The organism is Variovorax sp. LjRoot130 (assembly GCF_964253755.1).
Taxonomy (GTDB): Bacteria; Pseudomonadota; Gammaproteobacteria; order Burkholderiales; family Burkholderiaceae_C; genus Variovorax.
The window spans coordinates 1,372,458-1,387,157 of record NZ_CAXURM020000002.1 but is presented as its reverse complement, the minus strand read 5'-3'; the positions used below and the strand labels follow the sequence as shown (position 1 = coordinate 1,387,157).

The following is a 14,700-nucleotide window of genomic DNA, read 5'->3' as shown; positions in this document are numbered from 1 at the left end:
GCAAGGTTTGCAACCGCCATGTCGTCGACGATGCGGAACCCGCCCGAACCCAACAGGAGCTACGCATGAGCACGCAGGACAACGCCCCGCATTCCAAGCATTATCCGCCGCCAGAGGCCCTGGCGCGCTCGGCCCACGTCGCGGGCCGCGCGGCCTATGACGCGCTCGCGGCCGAGGCGCAATCCGACTATGAAGGCTACTGGGCGCGCCTGGCGCGCGAGTTTGTGGAGTGGAAGACGCCCTTCACGACGGTGCTCGACAGCGCGAAGGCGCCGCATTACGAATGGTTCGGTGACGGCACCTTGAACGTCTCGTACAACTGCCTGGACCGGCAGGTCGCCGCCGGCCTCGGCGAGAAGACCGCGATCATCTTTGAAGCCGACGACGGCAAGGTCACGCGCACGAGCTACGCCGAAATGCTGGCGCGGACCTGCCGCATGGCCAATGCGCTGAAGAGCCTGGGCGTGAAGAAGGGTGACCGCGTGGTCATTTACATGCCGATGTCGGTCGAAGCCGTGGTGGCCATGCAGGCCTGCGCGCGCCTGGGGGCGGTGCATTCCGTGGTCTTCGGCGGCTTCTCGGCGCATTCACTGCGCGACCGCATTGCCGATACCGGCGCGGTGGTCCTCGTCACTGCCGATGAGCAGATGCGCGGCGGCAAGGCACTGCCGTTGAAGGCGCTGGCCGATGAAGCCCTGGCGCTCGGCGGCTGCGAAACGGTGCGCGAGGTGATCGTCTACCGCCGCACCGGCGGCGCGATCGCCTGGCAGGCGCGCGACCTGTGGATGCACGAGATCATGGATGCGCAGTCCGACACCTGCGAACCCGAATGGGTGGGTGCCGAGCATCCGCTGTTCCTGCTCTACACCTCGGGCTCCACCGGCAAGCCCAAGGGCGTGCAGCACAGCAGCGGCGGCTACCTGGTGCAGGCCGCGGCGACGATGAAGTGGACCTTCGACATGCACGACGACGATGTGTTCTGGTGCACGGCCGACATCGGCTGGGTCACCGGCCACACCTACATCACTTATGGGCCGCTGGCCATCGGCGCGACCGAGGTGGTGTTCGAAGGCGTGCCGACTTATCCCGATGCCGCCCGCTTCTGGAAGATGATCGAAAGGCACAAGGTGACGGTGTTCTATACCGCGCCGACCGCCATCCGTTCGCTGATCAAGGCGGCGGAGGCAAACGCCGCCGTGCACCCGGACAGGCACGACCTGACGAGCCTGCGCATCCTCGGCTCGGTCGGCGAGCCGATCAACCCGGCGGCCTGGGAGTGGTATCACAAGCACGTGGGGGGCGGCCGCTGTCCGATCGTCGACACCTGGTGGCAGACCGAAACCGGCGGCCAGATGATCACCCCGCTGCCGGGCGCCACGGCGCTGGTGCCGGGCTCCTGCACGCTGCCGTTCCCCGGCATCATGGCCGCGATCGTCGACGAGACCGGCGGCGACCTGCCCAACGGGCAGAGCGGCCTCCTGGTCATCCAGAAGCCCTGGCCCGGCATGATCCGCACGATCTGGGGCGACGATGCCCGCTACCAATCGAGCTACTACCCGCCCGAACTGCGCGGCTACTATCTCGCGGGCGACGGCGCGGCGCGCGATCCGGAAACGGGCTACTTCACGATCGGAGGTCGCATCGACGACGTGCTGAACGTCAGCGGCCATCGCATGGGCACGATGGAAATCGAGTCGGCGCTGGTGTCGTGCACCGATCTCGTTGCCGAGGCGGCGGTGGTTGGCCGGCCGGACGACACGAGCGGCGAGGCCATCTGCGCTTTCATCGTGCTCAAGCGCCCGAGGCCGACGGGCGAAGAGGCGAGGAAGCTGGCGATCGAATTGCGCAACTGGGTCGGCAAGGAGATCGGGCCGATCGCCAAGCCCAAGGACATTCGCTTCGCCGACAACCTGCCGAAGACGCGCAGCGGCAAGATCATGCGCCGCCTGCTGCGTTCGGTGGCGAAGGGCGAGGCCATCACCCAGGACATCTCCACGCTGGAGAACCCGGCCATCCTGGACCAATTGTCGGAGGCGCATTGAGCGGCATGCCGTGACGGGAATGGGAAGCCCCGCATCGGCGCTGCTGGCAGCATGCGTGCTGGCCGGCGCGCTGGCCTGCGCTCCCACGGCAAGCGCTCAATCGCGCGGCGAGCTGCTCTACGCGACCCATTGCATTGCCTGCCACACCACGCAGGTGCACTGGCGCGACAAGAAGCTGGCCACCGACTGGAATAGCCTCAAGCTGCAGGTGCGGCGCTGGCAGGCGGTGGCGGCGCTCGATTGGAGCGAAGAGGATGTGCTTGAGGTCACGCGGCACCTGAACGACAGCTTCTATGGATTCAAGCCGCCATCCAATACGGTGGGCGTGCTGGTGCCGGCGGCACACAGGAGCCGCAACAGGCCGGCCTCGAACTGAGCCGGCCGCGTCAGGCGTTGCACATGGCGAAGCGCATCCTCATCATTCAGGGCCATCCCGATGGCTCCACCCCCCATCTATGCCATGCCCTGAGCGAGGCGTATGCGCAAGGGGCTCGCAGCGCGGGGCATGTGGTCGAGACGATCGATGTCGGCCAGCTCGACTTTCCGCTGTTGCGCAGCAAGAGCGACTGGGACAAGGGCACGCTGCCGCAGAGCCTGATGGCCTCCCAGCTGGCCATCAAGAGTGCCGAGCATCTGGTCTTCTTCTTCCCGCTCTGGCTCGGAGGCATGCCGGCGTTGCTGAAGGGATTCTTGGAGCAGGTCATGCGGCCGGCTGTCGGCTTGTTCGCCGACGGGGGGACCAGGCCCGGCAGGCCGCTGAGCGGCCGCAGCGCGCGAATCGTGATCACGATGGGGATGCCAGCCAGCCTTTATCGCTGGTACTTCCGTGCCCACAGCCTCAAGGCGCTGAAGCGCAGCATCCTCGGCTTCGTCGGGGTCGCGCCGGTGCGCGACACTCTGATCGGTGCAGTCGACGCGATGGACGGGAGCCGCTGCGCGCAATGGATCGAGCGGCTGCACGATCTGGGGCGCCGGGCCGCCTGAGGTCTCTCAACGCAACGGCTGGCTGCGCTGGCGCTGCGCGGGGAGCTGGACCGGCACGTAGGCCAGCCTTCTGTCGCGCATCACCAGCAGCGCGATCGTCTGGCCGGGCGGCATCTGCGCCAGCGTGCGGGCGAAATCGTCGACGCGCTCGAGCCGGGTGTCGTTGATGGCGACGATGAGGTCGCCTGAGCGGATGCCTTCGCTGCGTGCAGCGCCGGTAGCTTCGCGGACCAGCAGGCCGCCGTCAATGCGCAGCTGGAGGCGCAGCGCTGCCGGGACTTCGCTCAGGCTCAGCCCCAGGCCGCCGCTGCGTTCACGCTCAACTTCGTTGCGCGCGAAAGTCCTGATCGGGGGCTGGTGGCCGAGGATGGCCCAGAGCGTGCGCTTTGTCCCATGGCGCCACACATCCAGCCTGGTTTGGGCGCCGGCCGGGCGGTTCGATACTTGCTGCAGCAACTCAGAAAAGTGCAAGATCCGGACACCGTCGAACGCCCTGACGATGTCGCCTCGGAGCAGGCCGGCCGCCTGGGCGGGGCTGTCTGCATCCACCCGCACTACCAGGGCGCCGGCCACGTCGGGCAGCGCGAAAGACTGCGCCAGCGCGGGCGTCATCTCCTGGAACTCGGCGCCGAGTTGCGCGCGCTGAACCACGCCGACCGTGCGCAGCTGGGTGACGATCCTCATCGCCAGGTTGATCGGTACGGCAAAGGACAGGCCCATGTAGCCGCCGCTGCCGCTGTAGATCATCGAGTTGATGGCGACGACCTCACCGCGGCCGTTGAACAAGGGACTGCCTGAACTGCCGGGATTGATGGCGACGTCGGTCTGGATGAAGGGAATCTCGCCGCCGCCGCCGATGAAGCGGTTCGTGGCGCTGACCACGCCCGTCGTCACGCTGCTATGGAATCCGAACGGCGCACCGATGGCGGCCACCCAGTCGCCCGGCGCCAGGTGCGAGGAGTCGCCGATGACGGCGACGGGCAGGCCGGCTGCGTCGATCTTCAGCAGCCCGACGTCGGTGCGTCTGTCGACACCGACCACGCGGGCCGAGAAGCGGCGGCCGTCGTCGAGGCGGACCTGCGCCTCGTCGACGTTGGCGATCACGTGCGCGCTGGTGAGGATCAGCCCGTCGCTCGTGAGAATCACGCCCGAGGCGAGGTCGCGGACCTCGCTGAGCCGCACGCTCGCTGGCAGCGGCCAGGCCAGCCGGTCGGCGAAATCGTTCTCGGGAGCGAATTCCAGCTCGATATCTTCGCGACCTTCGTCGCGCCCGATGCGCAGGGTACTGATGTCCACCACGGTGGCGCTGCGGCTCGCCGCGAGCGACGAGAAGACAGGCACGGCCGGTGCGGCGACTTCGCCCCCGGCGCTTGCCGCAGGCGTTGGCCCAAGGCTCGCGGCACACGCGCCGAGAAGACACGCGAGTCCGATGGCGGGAAGAAGGGCGGTGATCCGAGGCACGGGGCCGCCGGCTCAGGCGTCGACCGGCTCGTTGCGCACCAGCAGGACCGGCACGGGGCTGCCGCGTACCACCAGGTCGGCGTCGCTGCCCAGCGCCAGGCGGCTGAAGCCGCGGCGGCCGTGCGTGCCCATGACGATCAGGTCGCAACCGGATTTCCCGGCCTCGTCCACCACGACATCTGCGACGCGGCCCTGCATGACTTCGCGCAAGACGGTCTCGGTCTCCACGCCTGCCTCGGTGGCAGTCTTCCGGCTCTTGGCCAGCAGCGCCTCGCCATATGCACGAACTTCGCGCATCGTCGTCTCGAAGCTGGAGGCTGCCGCCATGTCCATCAGCATCGGAAGGTTGTCGATGACATGCAGCAGACGCAGTTTCCCCTTCTGCTCGGCGGCGAGCCGCATCGCTTCGCGCAAGCCACGCTCTGCAGTTGCACTGCCGTCCAGGGGGACCAGAATGTGTTGGTACATGGGTGTTCCTTGCCGGCCGCATCAGGAGGGTGCTCGCCACCGGCCATGCGGGCGGGCAAACCATTCTTGGCCTGTGGCTCGCGTGGACCTTTGCGCCAGATCAATTTTCTAGGCGCACAGGCGTGCGCCTGCGCGACGCAGGCGCTGCTCCGCATCGTCGGCGATCGCCTGGATCTCCTTGGCGCTCGTCAGCCCGACCATGGTCTGCGGATTCAGGAAACCGACGATCACGCGTTCAGGCCCCTCTTCGCGCACCACCACATTGCACGGCAGCAGCAGACCGATGTCGGGTTCGGCTTGCAAGGCCCGGTGCGCGAGCCGCGGGTGGCAGGCGCCAAGGATGCGATACGGACGCGTGTTGATGTCGAGCTTGTCCTTCATCGTGCGCTGCATGTCGATGTCGCTGAGAACGCCGAAGCCTTCACCCCTGAGCGCATCAATGACCTTGGCCACGACCTCGTCGAAGGGTGTGTGGCTCAGCGTGATGGTGAAGCCGTACATGGAATATCTCGAGGAGTTGCAGATGCTTGGCTAGGTTGGACCGCGCGCATCGGAGCGCCTGAGGTGACATGTTGATCGTCCGCATGACCGGCTGTGCGTCCTCTGCGTTGCACACTGGCGTGCCATACCGCCGTGCCGAACCTCTGCAGGTGATCCGCGCAGCTGCCGTCGTTGACCTCTTGCATGGTGAGCGCGGTGCTCAGGATGGGAGCGCGACCGATGATGCGGCCGATCTCGGCAACGGCGTTGGGCGCACCGCTGCCGCCCATGACCGACACCACGGCCACATCGGGCAGGTGATCGCGCCGCCTCGTGACGAAGCTGCGCATGGGTCCGGCAAGTTGCTGTCCCCAGATGGGGGACACCAGCACCACCGTGTCGAAATGCCTGGGCGGCGGGCCGCCATACCGAATCTCCGGACAGCGTCGGAACAGGGAATCGAGTAGACAGCGCAAGTTCCCGAAGGCGCCGCTGCGCGGCCGGACCTCCGCGATCTCGGCCACCTCCCAGCCTTGCTGATCGCGCAGAAGTTGCGCCACCCGGCGGGAAGTGCCCGTATAGGAATAGCTGACGACGAGAACTTTGGTCATGCTGTCTCCGCTGCTTGATGCGTAGTTAGTATCGATCTCGAGTGCTGGAAGCGCTTTGCGCTCGATCAAGGGACAAGCGCGATGCAACCGCCGGCCATTGCCTCTTTCTCTGCTCAAGTGCCGGATCGAAGTCTCCTGCCGCCGTGCCACCAAGCTAGATGGGCGCCGCGCGAAGGCTCCCCCTGCGGCAGCATCTGTGCCGGCCGCTGCACCTGCGCGGCCTCTAGGCTCTGCTCGTCGCTCAACGCCTTTCGACCGCGTGGCGTCACCTCTAGGGCGATGGCGGGTTCCTGACGCGCGCAGTTGTCGCAATCGACGTGGACGGCTGGAATGAATGCCTTGACGTATCCCATGGCGTCAAGCACCCGCAACCGGTCAATGAGGGCCTTGTCGGCAATGGTGAGGGGGAGCTTCGCGTCAGCGAGCATTCCCAAGAGATTCGTGCACATCGCCGGGTCTCCTTCAGTCTTGAAGCCAAGGAGCGAACAACGGAAGTGCTCGGTTGCCATGTCGGCTGCGCGACCTGGGCGCCTTTCCTGTTTCGCCCCGAACGCTTGACATATTCCATCGTTGTGGCGTGCAGGTTGTTGCGCTGGATCAAGCTTCCAGTGTTCGAGCCGTCGACTCGGGCGTGCTGCGCTTTGATCGCCGTCAAGGTGGGTGCGCGAGAAGTGATCGAGGATGCGAACATCTTCGAAAGGATGACCCATGGACTTCAAGACCATCCTGGTTCACCTGGACCACACGGACAGGTGTTCCGCCCGCGTCGCGTTCGCGGCCGGGCTCGCCAGGGCGCACGGCAGCCACCTGATCGGCCTCGTGCCGACTGGTTTGTATGACGGCGTCATTCCCGCGGATGCGATCCCAACGGGTGTCACCGACTTCATTGCCGAATCGGCGGACCATCTGCGCCGGCGCGCGGAGGCGATCAGCGAAAGTTTCAAGGTCCGGGTGTCCGGGCCGATTCCCGTGTCGCACGAGATTCGACTGACCGATGGGACGGCGGTCGATGCCATCGTGCAGCATGGTCGCTCGAGCGACCTGATCGTGCTAGGCCAGGAAGATCGCTCGGCGAGGTCGGACGCGCCGGCGCACGGCCTCGTGCCGCGCGTGATGCTGCAGGCCGGCCGTCCTGTGTTGGTCGTGCCCTATGCGGGAATCGCCGAGCCGAAAGTGAAGAACGTGTTCGTCGCGTGGGATGGATCCCGTGCGTCGGCGGTGGCGATGCGCGCTGCGTTGCCGCTGCTGGCCAAGGCGCGCCAGGTGAAGCTCGTTTTCTGTCGCAGGCTCGGCGAGCCTCATGAGCCGGCGCGACTGCTTGTTGCCGAAACGCTCCAGTGGCTCCAGAGGCACGGCATCAAGGCGACGGCTGAGGAGGACGTGATCGAGATCGACATCGCCGCCGCGCTGCTTTCGCGGGCCTGCGATCTCGGCGCCGACCTGATGGTGATGGGCGGCTATGGCCACTCGCGCCTGCGCGAGATGGTGCTCGGCGGCGTCACGCAGCAGATCCTCGCGCATATGACCTTTCCAATCCTGATTGCGCATTGAGCGGGCGCGTGCGACAGCGCGGCCTTGAGTTGACGTGCATCAAGGTCGAGGGGCCGCCTGGCGCTGAAACTGATAGCGAACTCTTACCGCCCCACTCGAGGGATAGTCATGTACCAACGCATTCTGGTTCCCATCGATGGCAGCCCGACCTCCCTGCGTGGCCTGGATGAGGCCCTTCGTCTGGCCAAGCTCACGGGCGCGACGCTGAGGCTCGTCCACGTCGTGGACGAGCTGAAGTATGTGACCGGCTTCGAGACCTTCGCCGCCTACAGTTCGGACGTGGTCCCGCTGATGGAAGCAGCGGGCGAGCAGATTCTCCGGCAGGGGAAGGAGCGTGCGCAGCGCGCCGGAATCAAGGCGGAAACAGTGCTCTTTACCTCGCTTGCGGGTCGCGTATCGGAACTCGTCGCCGAGCAGGCGAGGGCCTGGAACGCCGAACTCATCGTGATCGGCACGCACGGCCGCCACGGCGTCGGGCGTGTGCTGCTGGGCAGCGATGCGGAACAGGTACTGCGCATCTCACCGATCCCGGTGCTGCTGGTCAATGCCCACCAGGCAGACGGCGAAGCAAGCCGCGCAGCGGCGCCGCACGAAACGGCCGAGGTGTGAGACGGGATGCGCCAGCCAGTGGCATTGGGGGCGAGCCCCAGGTCTCGCGATTGTCAACGCGCGCCTGCATTCTGCGGAAACCCCGCCTTGCACCCGGAGGTGGATCCGCAGATTGGCCTGCCGGCTGGACGGGCGGCGCGGCGGCAGGGCCATTCCGGCAAGAATCGGCTGTCCGAGGTGACCCGCACAGCCCGATGCGGCGTGTCCGCGATCGGTTTCGCGATTTTGGGGTACTGGTGTTGATCTCGGCTGCGCTGGCGGCTGCGTCGGCGATCGGCACACGGTCGCGGCTTGCGGGAACGTGGCAGCCGCACCGGGACGCGGCTGCTTCGTGATCGATGTCGCCCTTGATGCGCGTCAAGGCTGCCATCCGGTCCTGCGAAGAAACTGGGCGATGAGACTTTCGCGCGTCGACGTTGAGCCAACAGCTTGCCATCGGGGCGACCGCCTCCTTCTTGTTCCTTCAAGCTGTCCAGGAGCCTGAGCATGCCCACAAAGATCGTCGATTTCTCTGCCCGGTCCAAAATCATTCGGGCTGAACCTTTCAATGCCCATTTCTGGGAGTGCACGCCCCTGGAATTCAAGGCCTATCTCGGGAAGCCGCGGGAGTTTCTCAGGAGGATGGGCATCGGGTTGCCGGCAGATTGCCGCATCGAAACCACCATAGAGAACCACGACTGGCTCGGCCAAGAGGCCCCCGATTTCGACGGCGAGAATGACACGGTCATCTGCAACGTGGGAAGCGGCAACGTCGCCCGCCATGCCTACCGTGTCATCAGCTACGCGCATGACAGGTCGGCGATCGGGGAGTTCGAGAAACAGTTGTTGCACAAGGCCGATCAGCAACAGGTCAAGGAGAAGGTCAGACGCGGCAAGAAGCGCAAGGCGAAGTAGTCTCGGCCGATCCCACGTCGGAACGAGTGGAGCCAGGCCATGGAGACACTGTTGGCATGAAGTCGCCGGATTCCCCAGCCGTCGCAGCAGACCGTACGCTGGTGACGGCGCTGCGCGAGCGCCTGCAGTCGGACACCGGCCAAGCGGTCTCGCTGGTGGAAACCCATATCTCCTGGGTGCTGCTGACCGCGCAGATGGCCTACAAGCTGAAGAAGCCCGTCTCCCTGGGTTTCGTCGACTTCAGCACGCTCGTGGCACGCAAGCACTTCTGCGAGGAGGAAGTGCGCCTCAACCGGCGGCTTGCGCCTTCGCTGTACCTCGGCGTGGTGCCGGTGACCGGCACCACGCAGGCTCCGCGCCTGGGTGCCGGCGATCCCATCGACTTCGTCGTCTGCATGCGGCGTTTTCCCGAGGATGCATTGCTGCAACGCCTGCTGCCGGCCGGACGGCTGGAGGATGGCTGTCTTGAACAGCTCGCGCAGCGGCTGGCTGCTTTCCACGCGCAGGCACAGGTTGCCGCGCCGGCGTCCGAGTTCGGTGCTCCGGCCCAGGTGGGTCGCCCGGCAGTCGATGCATTGGCACGTCTGCGCGCTGATGCTGGCGCGAAGCGCACAAGAGATCTGCAGGCTTGGGTTTTCGAGCAAAGGAGGGCACTGCGCACGGCCTGGTTTGCGCGGCAGCGCAGCGGTGCGGTGCGTGAATGCCATGGCGACCTTCATCTGGCCAACGTGGTGCTGATCGATGGCCATCTGACCGCCTTCGACTGCATCGAATTCGATCCTGCTCTGCGCTGGATCGACGTGATGAGCGACGTCGCCTTTCTCACGATGGACCTGAAGGTGCATGGTCGCAAGGATCTCGCATTCCGCTTTCTCGACGCGTACCTGCAGTACAGCGGCGACTACGCCGGCGTGCCGGTGTTGCGCTTCTACGAGATCTACCGGGCCCTGGTGCGCGCACTGGTCTGCCGACTGCGCGCGCGCGCAGGCGCTGATGTTGCGCCGCCCCCCGAGCCGGACTACCTGGCCTGTGCGGGACAGCTTGCGCAGACCCCGGGCGACGCGCCGCGCCTGATGATCACGCACGGGTTGTCCGGCTCGGGGAAGTCGACCATGGCCGCGGCGCTGCTCGCGGCTGCGGGCGCGATCCGCATCCGGTCAGACGTCGAGCGCAAACGCCTCTTCGGACTGGGGGCGCAGCAACGTTCAGCCGATCAGCATGCCGGGATATACACGCAGGACGCGACGCAGCGCACTTTGGCCCGGTTGGCCGAGTGCGCGCGCACGGCGCTGCAGGCCGGCTACCCGGTGATCGTCGACGCGGCCTTCCTGCGCCGCGACGAGCGGCTGGCATTCCGGGCCCTGGCGGCCGAGCTGCGTGTGCCGTTCTCGATTCTTCGTTGCCGCGCGGCCGAAACGCAGTTGCGTCGGCGAGTGGTGGCGCGCGACGCCGAGGGACGCGATGCGTCCGAGGCGACCTTGGCCGTGCTGGAGCGGCAGCTTGCCACCCACGAGCCCCTGGATCCGGACGAGTGCGCCCTCGCGCTTGAAGTCGTCACGGACGAGCCGGTGGATACGGCTGCGCTGAGCGCGCGTTGGCTTGCGCTGTCCCCGTGACTCGAGCTGGCGGCGCACCGGAGTCGGGCGCACCGGATCCTCATTCAACGTGGAGGATGGGTCGCCAGCGGCCGCCGGCGGCGACGCTCAATGTGGAAGGCTCGGAGTCACGTCCGGCCACGAAAGCTCGCGTCCCATCATGGCGCGCGCATAGAGATAGTTGTTGAGCGCACGTTCACCGAGCGAATCCATGTCGACATGGCCTGCCGCGTCGCACGGGAAGGCGTAGGCGCGTCGGTCGGCGAAGAGCGGGCGGAAGCGCAGTTCGTAGCCGCTGGATGCATGCGAGGCGTTCATCACAGTCTCCTTGGCGCGCCTCGCTTCTGGAAGAGGGTAGGAAAGCGGTGAGGCACGGCCTCAATCTAGATCGACCGCTTAGCCGTACCGTCAATGCGGCGCATCCGTAGGAAACATTGCGTGAACCGTCTGTCTCATCATTCGAACGCCAAGGCGGGCGCGAGGCTCGCGGATCTCCGAGACGGGACCCGCCGCGCCTCCGATTCGATCTCCTGAGCACGGACCCAGCAGTGCGGGCGCCGGCGAGTACGCAGAATGCGCTCCGCTCCTGATCCCAATAAGGTTCGTCGACAAGAATATAGACCACCGCGCGAATCAATGAAGATCGCCTCTCTGCATGCGCGCACTCAGACCCCGTCGAACCTGAGCCTTTCCTTGAGAAAGGAGATGAATGCCTGCACCTTCGGAGAGGGCATCCGCTCCCGTGAGGAAAGCGCATTGAGTTCCTGCGGCGAGCCGATCCACTGTGGCAGAACGCGCACCAAGCGGCGCGCCTTGACATCCATCGCCATGCTCTGTTCCATAGCCAGTGAGATGCCTTCCCCTTGGCACAAAGCGTCATAGAGCAGAGCCGGATCGCTCGCCACAACGACCGGGTCGATCAGGTAGCCGCGGGGTTTGCCGCTGCCCTTTCGCAGCGGCCACACATAGCCGACGTCGCGACGCGCCTGATGCAGCGCCAGTGTCGGATGATCGCGCAGGGCTTCGGGCGTCTGGGGTGCTCCCGCGCGCCGAAGGTATGCAGGGCTTGCGAAGGTGCCGGAAGGAAAGCTCGCGAGTCGCCGTGCCACGAGGCTGGAGTCCGGCAACTCGCCGAGGCGCAATGCAATGTCGATCTCATCGTCGACCAGGTCGAGTGTTGCGTGCGAGGCCAGGATCTCCAGCCTCACGTCGGGGTAGCTCGCGCGGAAACCGGGGAGCAGCGGGGCGAACCAGCTCACGCCGAACGAGTAGGGCATGGTCACGCGCAGCCACCCGCGCGGGCCGTCGCGCAGTTGGTGTACGGCACCCTCGGCGGCCTCGAGTGTGCTGGCGATGGATCGACATTGCTCGAAATAGATCGCCCCCGCTTCGGTCAGGCTCAGCTTGCGCGTTGTGCGCCGTAGCAACTGCGCGCCCATGTACTTCTCCAGTTCGTAGACGCGTCGACTGACCGTGGTCTTGGGGATCTGCAGTGCGCGCGCCGCGGCAGTGAAGCTGCCTTCCTGTACGACGCGGACGAACACGAGCGTGTCGTTCATATCTCTTGCCATGATCAACGTCCCCTCGACGGTTCGCACGTCCGGCATTGTCCCATCTATGGTCCAGCTCTTGCCGTCCGAGTGGGCTAATCAAAACGGCTCGCTTTCCCTATCTTCGGTGCTCCACCTTCTGGAGAAACACCATGAACCTGAGCGAATACACGACCTATGACGCCGTCAGCCTGGGACAGCTCGTCGCTGCCGGCGAAATCCAGCCGGCAGAACTTGCTGCGCTCGCAAGGGCCGCGGCGGATGCCGTGAACCCCCGAATCAATGCCGTGGTCGAGCACTGGGCGCCTGAAGAATCGGATCTGGCTACGCCGGCGACCGGCAGCCCGCTCGCGGGCGTGCCGTTTCTGATCAAGGATCTCGCCATCCAGATGGCAGGCAGGAAGAACGAACTCGGCAGCCGGCTGGCCAAGGGTGTGGTCGCATCTGGCGACTCGAGTCTCATGCGCCATTTCAGGAAGGCCGGCCTGGTCACCATCGGGCGCACGACAACACCCGAAATGGCCTTCAGCACGGAAACAGAGTCCGCATTGCAAGGGGCGACCGGCAACCCTTGGGACACCCGCCTCAGCGCGGGCGGCTCCAGTGGTGGCTCCGGCGCAGCCGTCGCGGCGGGCGTGGTACCGATGGCGCATGCAACGGATGCAGCAGGCTCGATCCGCGTGCCCGCTGCCTACAACGGCTTGTTCGGCCTCAAGCCCACGAGGGGCCGCACGTCCAACGGCCCGGCCCTCGATGAAGTGTTCGCGGGCCTCGGCGTGCAACTTGGCGTCAGTCGCACGGTTCACGACAGCGCCGCCCTGATGGACGCGGTGCAGGGATACTCGGCCGGCGACCCCTACTACACCGCACCGCCCGCGGGCAGCTTCCTGTCAGAGGTGGGGCGCGACCCTGGCAGGCTGCGCATCGGGCTGATGGTCCACTCGTGGAACGGCGTGCCCACGTCGGAGCCTATTGCGCAGGCCACGCGCGACGCGGCGCGCCACCTCCAGTCGCTCGGCCATCATGTCGAAGAGGCCACGCCGGAACTTGGCGTGTCGTGGGAGGCCTTCGTCCATGCCAACGCGCAGATCTGGTGCGCCACGCTGGTGCGCTGGATCGACGGACTTGCCGCCGCAACCGGCCGCCCCATCGATGCGACGACTCTCGAGCCTTCCACGCTCGCGAACTATCGCTATGGCCGCAGCGCGAGCGCCGTCGACTTCGCCGCTGCGCTCGAAGTGCGCAATACCGTCGCGCGCGCCGTCGGTGAATGGTTCGCGAAGATGGACGTGTTGATGACGCCCACGCTCCCGCAGCTGCCGGGGCTGCTTGCGACCTACAGCGAGGGCGCCGATCGCATGAGCGGCCTGGAGTGGACGGCACGCGTCTTCCGGCATGCCTCCTTCACGCCGCCGGCCAACGTGGCGGGAACACCGGCGATGTCCGTGCCGCTGGCGGTGGCGCCGGGCGACGGCTTGCCCATCGGCATCCAGTTCGCCGCCGGCTTTGCGCGTGAAGACCTGCTGCTACGACTGGCCGGGCAGCTCGAGCAGTCGATGCCCTGGGCCGCCCGACGTCCGGCGCTTTGGGCGGGCCGGCCGTAGGCCGAAGGGTCTCTGGAGGTCAAGGCCAAGTCTTCGCGGAAATGAACCGAGGGGGCGCCTCAGTCCGTCGTGCGGACAACGATGCCGCGGCTGCAGGAGGCCCGGCGCATCATGGTGGCCGAAGTCCGTCCACGGGTCAGCTTGGCGACGCGGTTGGCCTCTTCGAGTCCGCGATTCGATGTCGGGCTGCCATCGACGGGAACAGAATGCGCTGATACGCGACCCATCCTTCGTGTGTTGGTGAGGCGACGACGCGCATCCAATCACTCGAAGGCCAGCGCGCCGGTCGGCAAGCTGACACTCGTCGGCGCCTGGACCGGTTCGCCCTTCGATTCGCCCTCCGGCGCACGAACCAGCAGAACCGGCACCGAGGCATAGCGCAGGATGTGCTCCGCGCTGCTGCCCATGACGACGCGGCCGACCCCGCGGCGGCCGTGGGTGCCGAGGACGATCAAGTCTGCGGGCCACTTGGCGGCTTCGGCATTGACCACCTGATGGACCGAGCCCGCAAAACTGTCGCACAACACCTTGTCGGCTTCGATGCCGGCGGCCCGGGCGGTGGCCGCGGCCTCATCGAGAAGGCGCCTGCCGTTCTCGCGCAGCACGTTCAGCCAGTCACCGGCGTATCCCGCGTAGGCGTCCATGGCGAGGGCGAAGGACAGTTCGTCGATCACATGGAGCAGCCGCAGCCTTCCTTGCGTGAGTTTGGCGACGCGGATGGCCTCGTCCAGGCCGTGCCGCGATGTCGGACTGCCGTCGATGGGAACAAGGATCTGCTGGTACATGACGCGCTCCTTCGGTGCAGGTTGAGACGGTCAGTATCGGAATGATGGCGCGCTGCATATTGATTT

General features: G+C 66.3%; 16 protein-coding genes. 8 read left to right on the top strand and 8 right to left on the bottom strand.

Annotated elements, in window-relative coordinates; translation table 11 throughout:
• Positions 1–65: 65 nt before the first annotated feature.
• Genes acs through ACSQ86_RS36440 form a run of 3 tightly spaced genes read left to right on the top strand, consistent with a single transcriptional unit; the run spans position 66 to position 3,026 of the window.
• Positions 66–2,042 (top strand): acetate--CoA ligase, encoded by a 1,977-nt coding sequence (gene acs, locus ACSQ86_RS36450; RefSeq protein ID WP_436310848.1) that lies wholly within the window; start codon positions 66–68, stop codon positions 2,040–2,042.
• A 19-nt stretch (positions 2,043–2,061) separates the two neighbouring features.
• Positions 2,062–2,418, top strand: a complete 357-nt coding sequence (locus tag ACSQ86_RS36445; protein WP_436310901.1) for a c-type cytochrome — start codon at positions 2,062–2,064, stop codon at positions 2,416–2,418.
• Between the two features lie 23 nt (positions 2,419–2,441).
• Positions 2,442–3,026 (top strand): NAD(P)H-dependent oxidoreductase, encoded by a 585-nt coding sequence (locus ACSQ86_RS36440; protein WP_436306392.1) that lies wholly within the window; start codon positions 2,442–2,444, stop codon positions 3,024–3,026.
• A 6-nt stretch (positions 3,027–3,032) separates the two neighbouring features.
• Here the strand turns inward: ACSQ86_RS36440 and ACSQ86_RS36435 are convergent, their stop codons facing one another.
• The 5 genes from ACSQ86_RS36435 to ACSQ86_RS36415 all read right to left on the bottom strand — a co-directional run bounded on the left by ACSQ86_RS36435 (position 3,033) and on the right by ACSQ86_RS36415 (position 6,555).
• Positions 3,033–4,487 (bottom strand): trypsin-like peptidase domain-containing protein, encoded by a 1,455-nt coding sequence (locus ACSQ86_RS36435; RefSeq protein ID WP_436310847.1) that lies wholly within the window; start codon positions 4,485–4,487, stop codon positions 3,033–3,035.
• A 12-nt stretch (positions 4,488–4,499) separates the two neighbouring features.
• Positions 4,500–4,955 (bottom strand): universal stress protein, encoded by a 456-nt coding sequence (locus ACSQ86_RS36430; RefSeq protein WP_436310846.1) that lies wholly within the window; start codon positions 4,953–4,955, stop codon positions 4,500–4,502.
• Positions 4,956–5,063: 108 nt separating this feature from the next.
• The gene (locus ACSQ86_RS36425; RefSeq protein ID WP_436306395.1) at positions 5,064–5,456 is read right to left on the bottom strand and encodes a DUF302 domain-containing protein; all 393 of its coding nucleotides are present in this window, start codon (positions 5,454–5,456) and stop codon (positions 5,064–5,066) included.
• The gene (locus ACSQ86_RS36420; protein WP_436306396.1) at positions 5,432–6,046 is read right to left on the bottom strand and encodes a flavodoxin family protein; all 615 of its coding nucleotides are present in this window, start codon (positions 6,044–6,046) and stop codon (positions 5,432–5,434) included. Before ACSQ86_RS36420 ends, ACSQ86_RS36425 begins: the two co-directional genes overlap by 25 nt.
• A 113-nt stretch (positions 6,047–6,159) precedes the next feature.
• The gene (locus tag ACSQ86_RS36415; protein ID WP_436310845.1) at positions 6,160–6,555 is read right to left on the bottom strand and encodes a hypothetical protein; all 396 of its coding nucleotides are present in this window, start codon (positions 6,553–6,555) and stop codon (positions 6,160–6,162) included.
• Positions 6,556–6,754: 199 nt separating this feature from the next.
• Here ACSQ86_RS36415 and ACSQ86_RS36410 point away from each other — a divergent pair, with 199 nt between their 5' ends.
• From ACSQ86_RS36410 to ACSQ86_RS36395, 4 genes are all read left to right on the top strand, one after another.
• Positions 6,755–7,597, top strand: a complete 843-nt coding sequence (locus tag ACSQ86_RS36410) for a universal stress protein (protein ID WP_436310844.1) — start codon at positions 6,755–6,757, stop codon at positions 7,595–7,597.
• Positions 7,598–7,705: 108 nt separating this feature from the next.
• Entirely contained in the window at positions 7,706–8,206 is a 501-nt protein-coding gene (locus tag ACSQ86_RS36405) for a universal stress protein (protein WP_436310843.1), read from the top strand.
• Positions 8,207–8,692: 486 nt separating this feature from the next.
• On the top strand, positions 8,693–9,100 hold the full coding sequence (locus tag ACSQ86_RS36400; protein ID WP_436306400.1) for a hypothetical protein: 408 nt from the start codon (positions 8,693–8,695) through the stop codon (positions 9,098–9,100).
• Positions 9,101–9,156: 56 nt separating this feature from the next.
• Positions 9,157–10,716, top strand: coding sequence for an AAA family ATPase (locus tag ACSQ86_RS36395; protein WP_436310842.1), 1,560 nt, complete (start codon positions 9,157–9,159; stop codon positions 10,714–10,716).
• An 87-nt stretch (positions 10,717–10,803) separates the two neighbouring features.
• Here the strand turns inward: ACSQ86_RS36395 and ACSQ86_RS36390 are convergent, their stop codons facing one another.
• On the bottom strand, positions 10,804–11,013 hold the full coding sequence (locus ACSQ86_RS36390; RefSeq protein WP_436306402.1) for a hypothetical protein: 210 nt from the start codon (positions 11,011–11,013) through the stop codon (positions 10,804–10,806).
• 347 nt (positions 11,014–11,360) lie between these two features.
• Positions 11,361–12,254, bottom strand: coding sequence for a LysR substrate-binding domain-containing protein (locus ACSQ86_RS36385; RefSeq protein ID WP_436310841.1), 894 nt, complete (start codon positions 12,252–12,254; stop codon positions 11,361–11,363).
• 143 nt (positions 12,255–12,397) lie between these two features.
• Here ACSQ86_RS36385 and ACSQ86_RS36380 point away from each other — a divergent pair, with 143 nt between their 5' ends.
• Positions 12,398–13,849 carry an amidase gene (locus ACSQ86_RS36380; protein WP_436310840.1) on the top strand — a complete coding sequence of 484 codons (1,452 nt, stop codon included), beginning with the start codon at positions 12,398–12,400 and terminating at the stop codon, positions 13,847–13,849.
• Between the two features lie 263 nt (positions 13,850–14,112).
• Here ACSQ86_RS36380 and ACSQ86_RS36375 read toward each other — a convergent pair whose 3' ends face one another.
• Positions 14,113–14,634: a universal stress protein gene (locus tag ACSQ86_RS36375; protein WP_436306405.1), complete on the bottom strand. Its 522-nt coding sequence runs from the start codon at positions 14,632–14,634 to the stop codon at positions 14,113–14,115.
• Positions 14,635–14,700 lie beyond the last annotated feature (66 nt).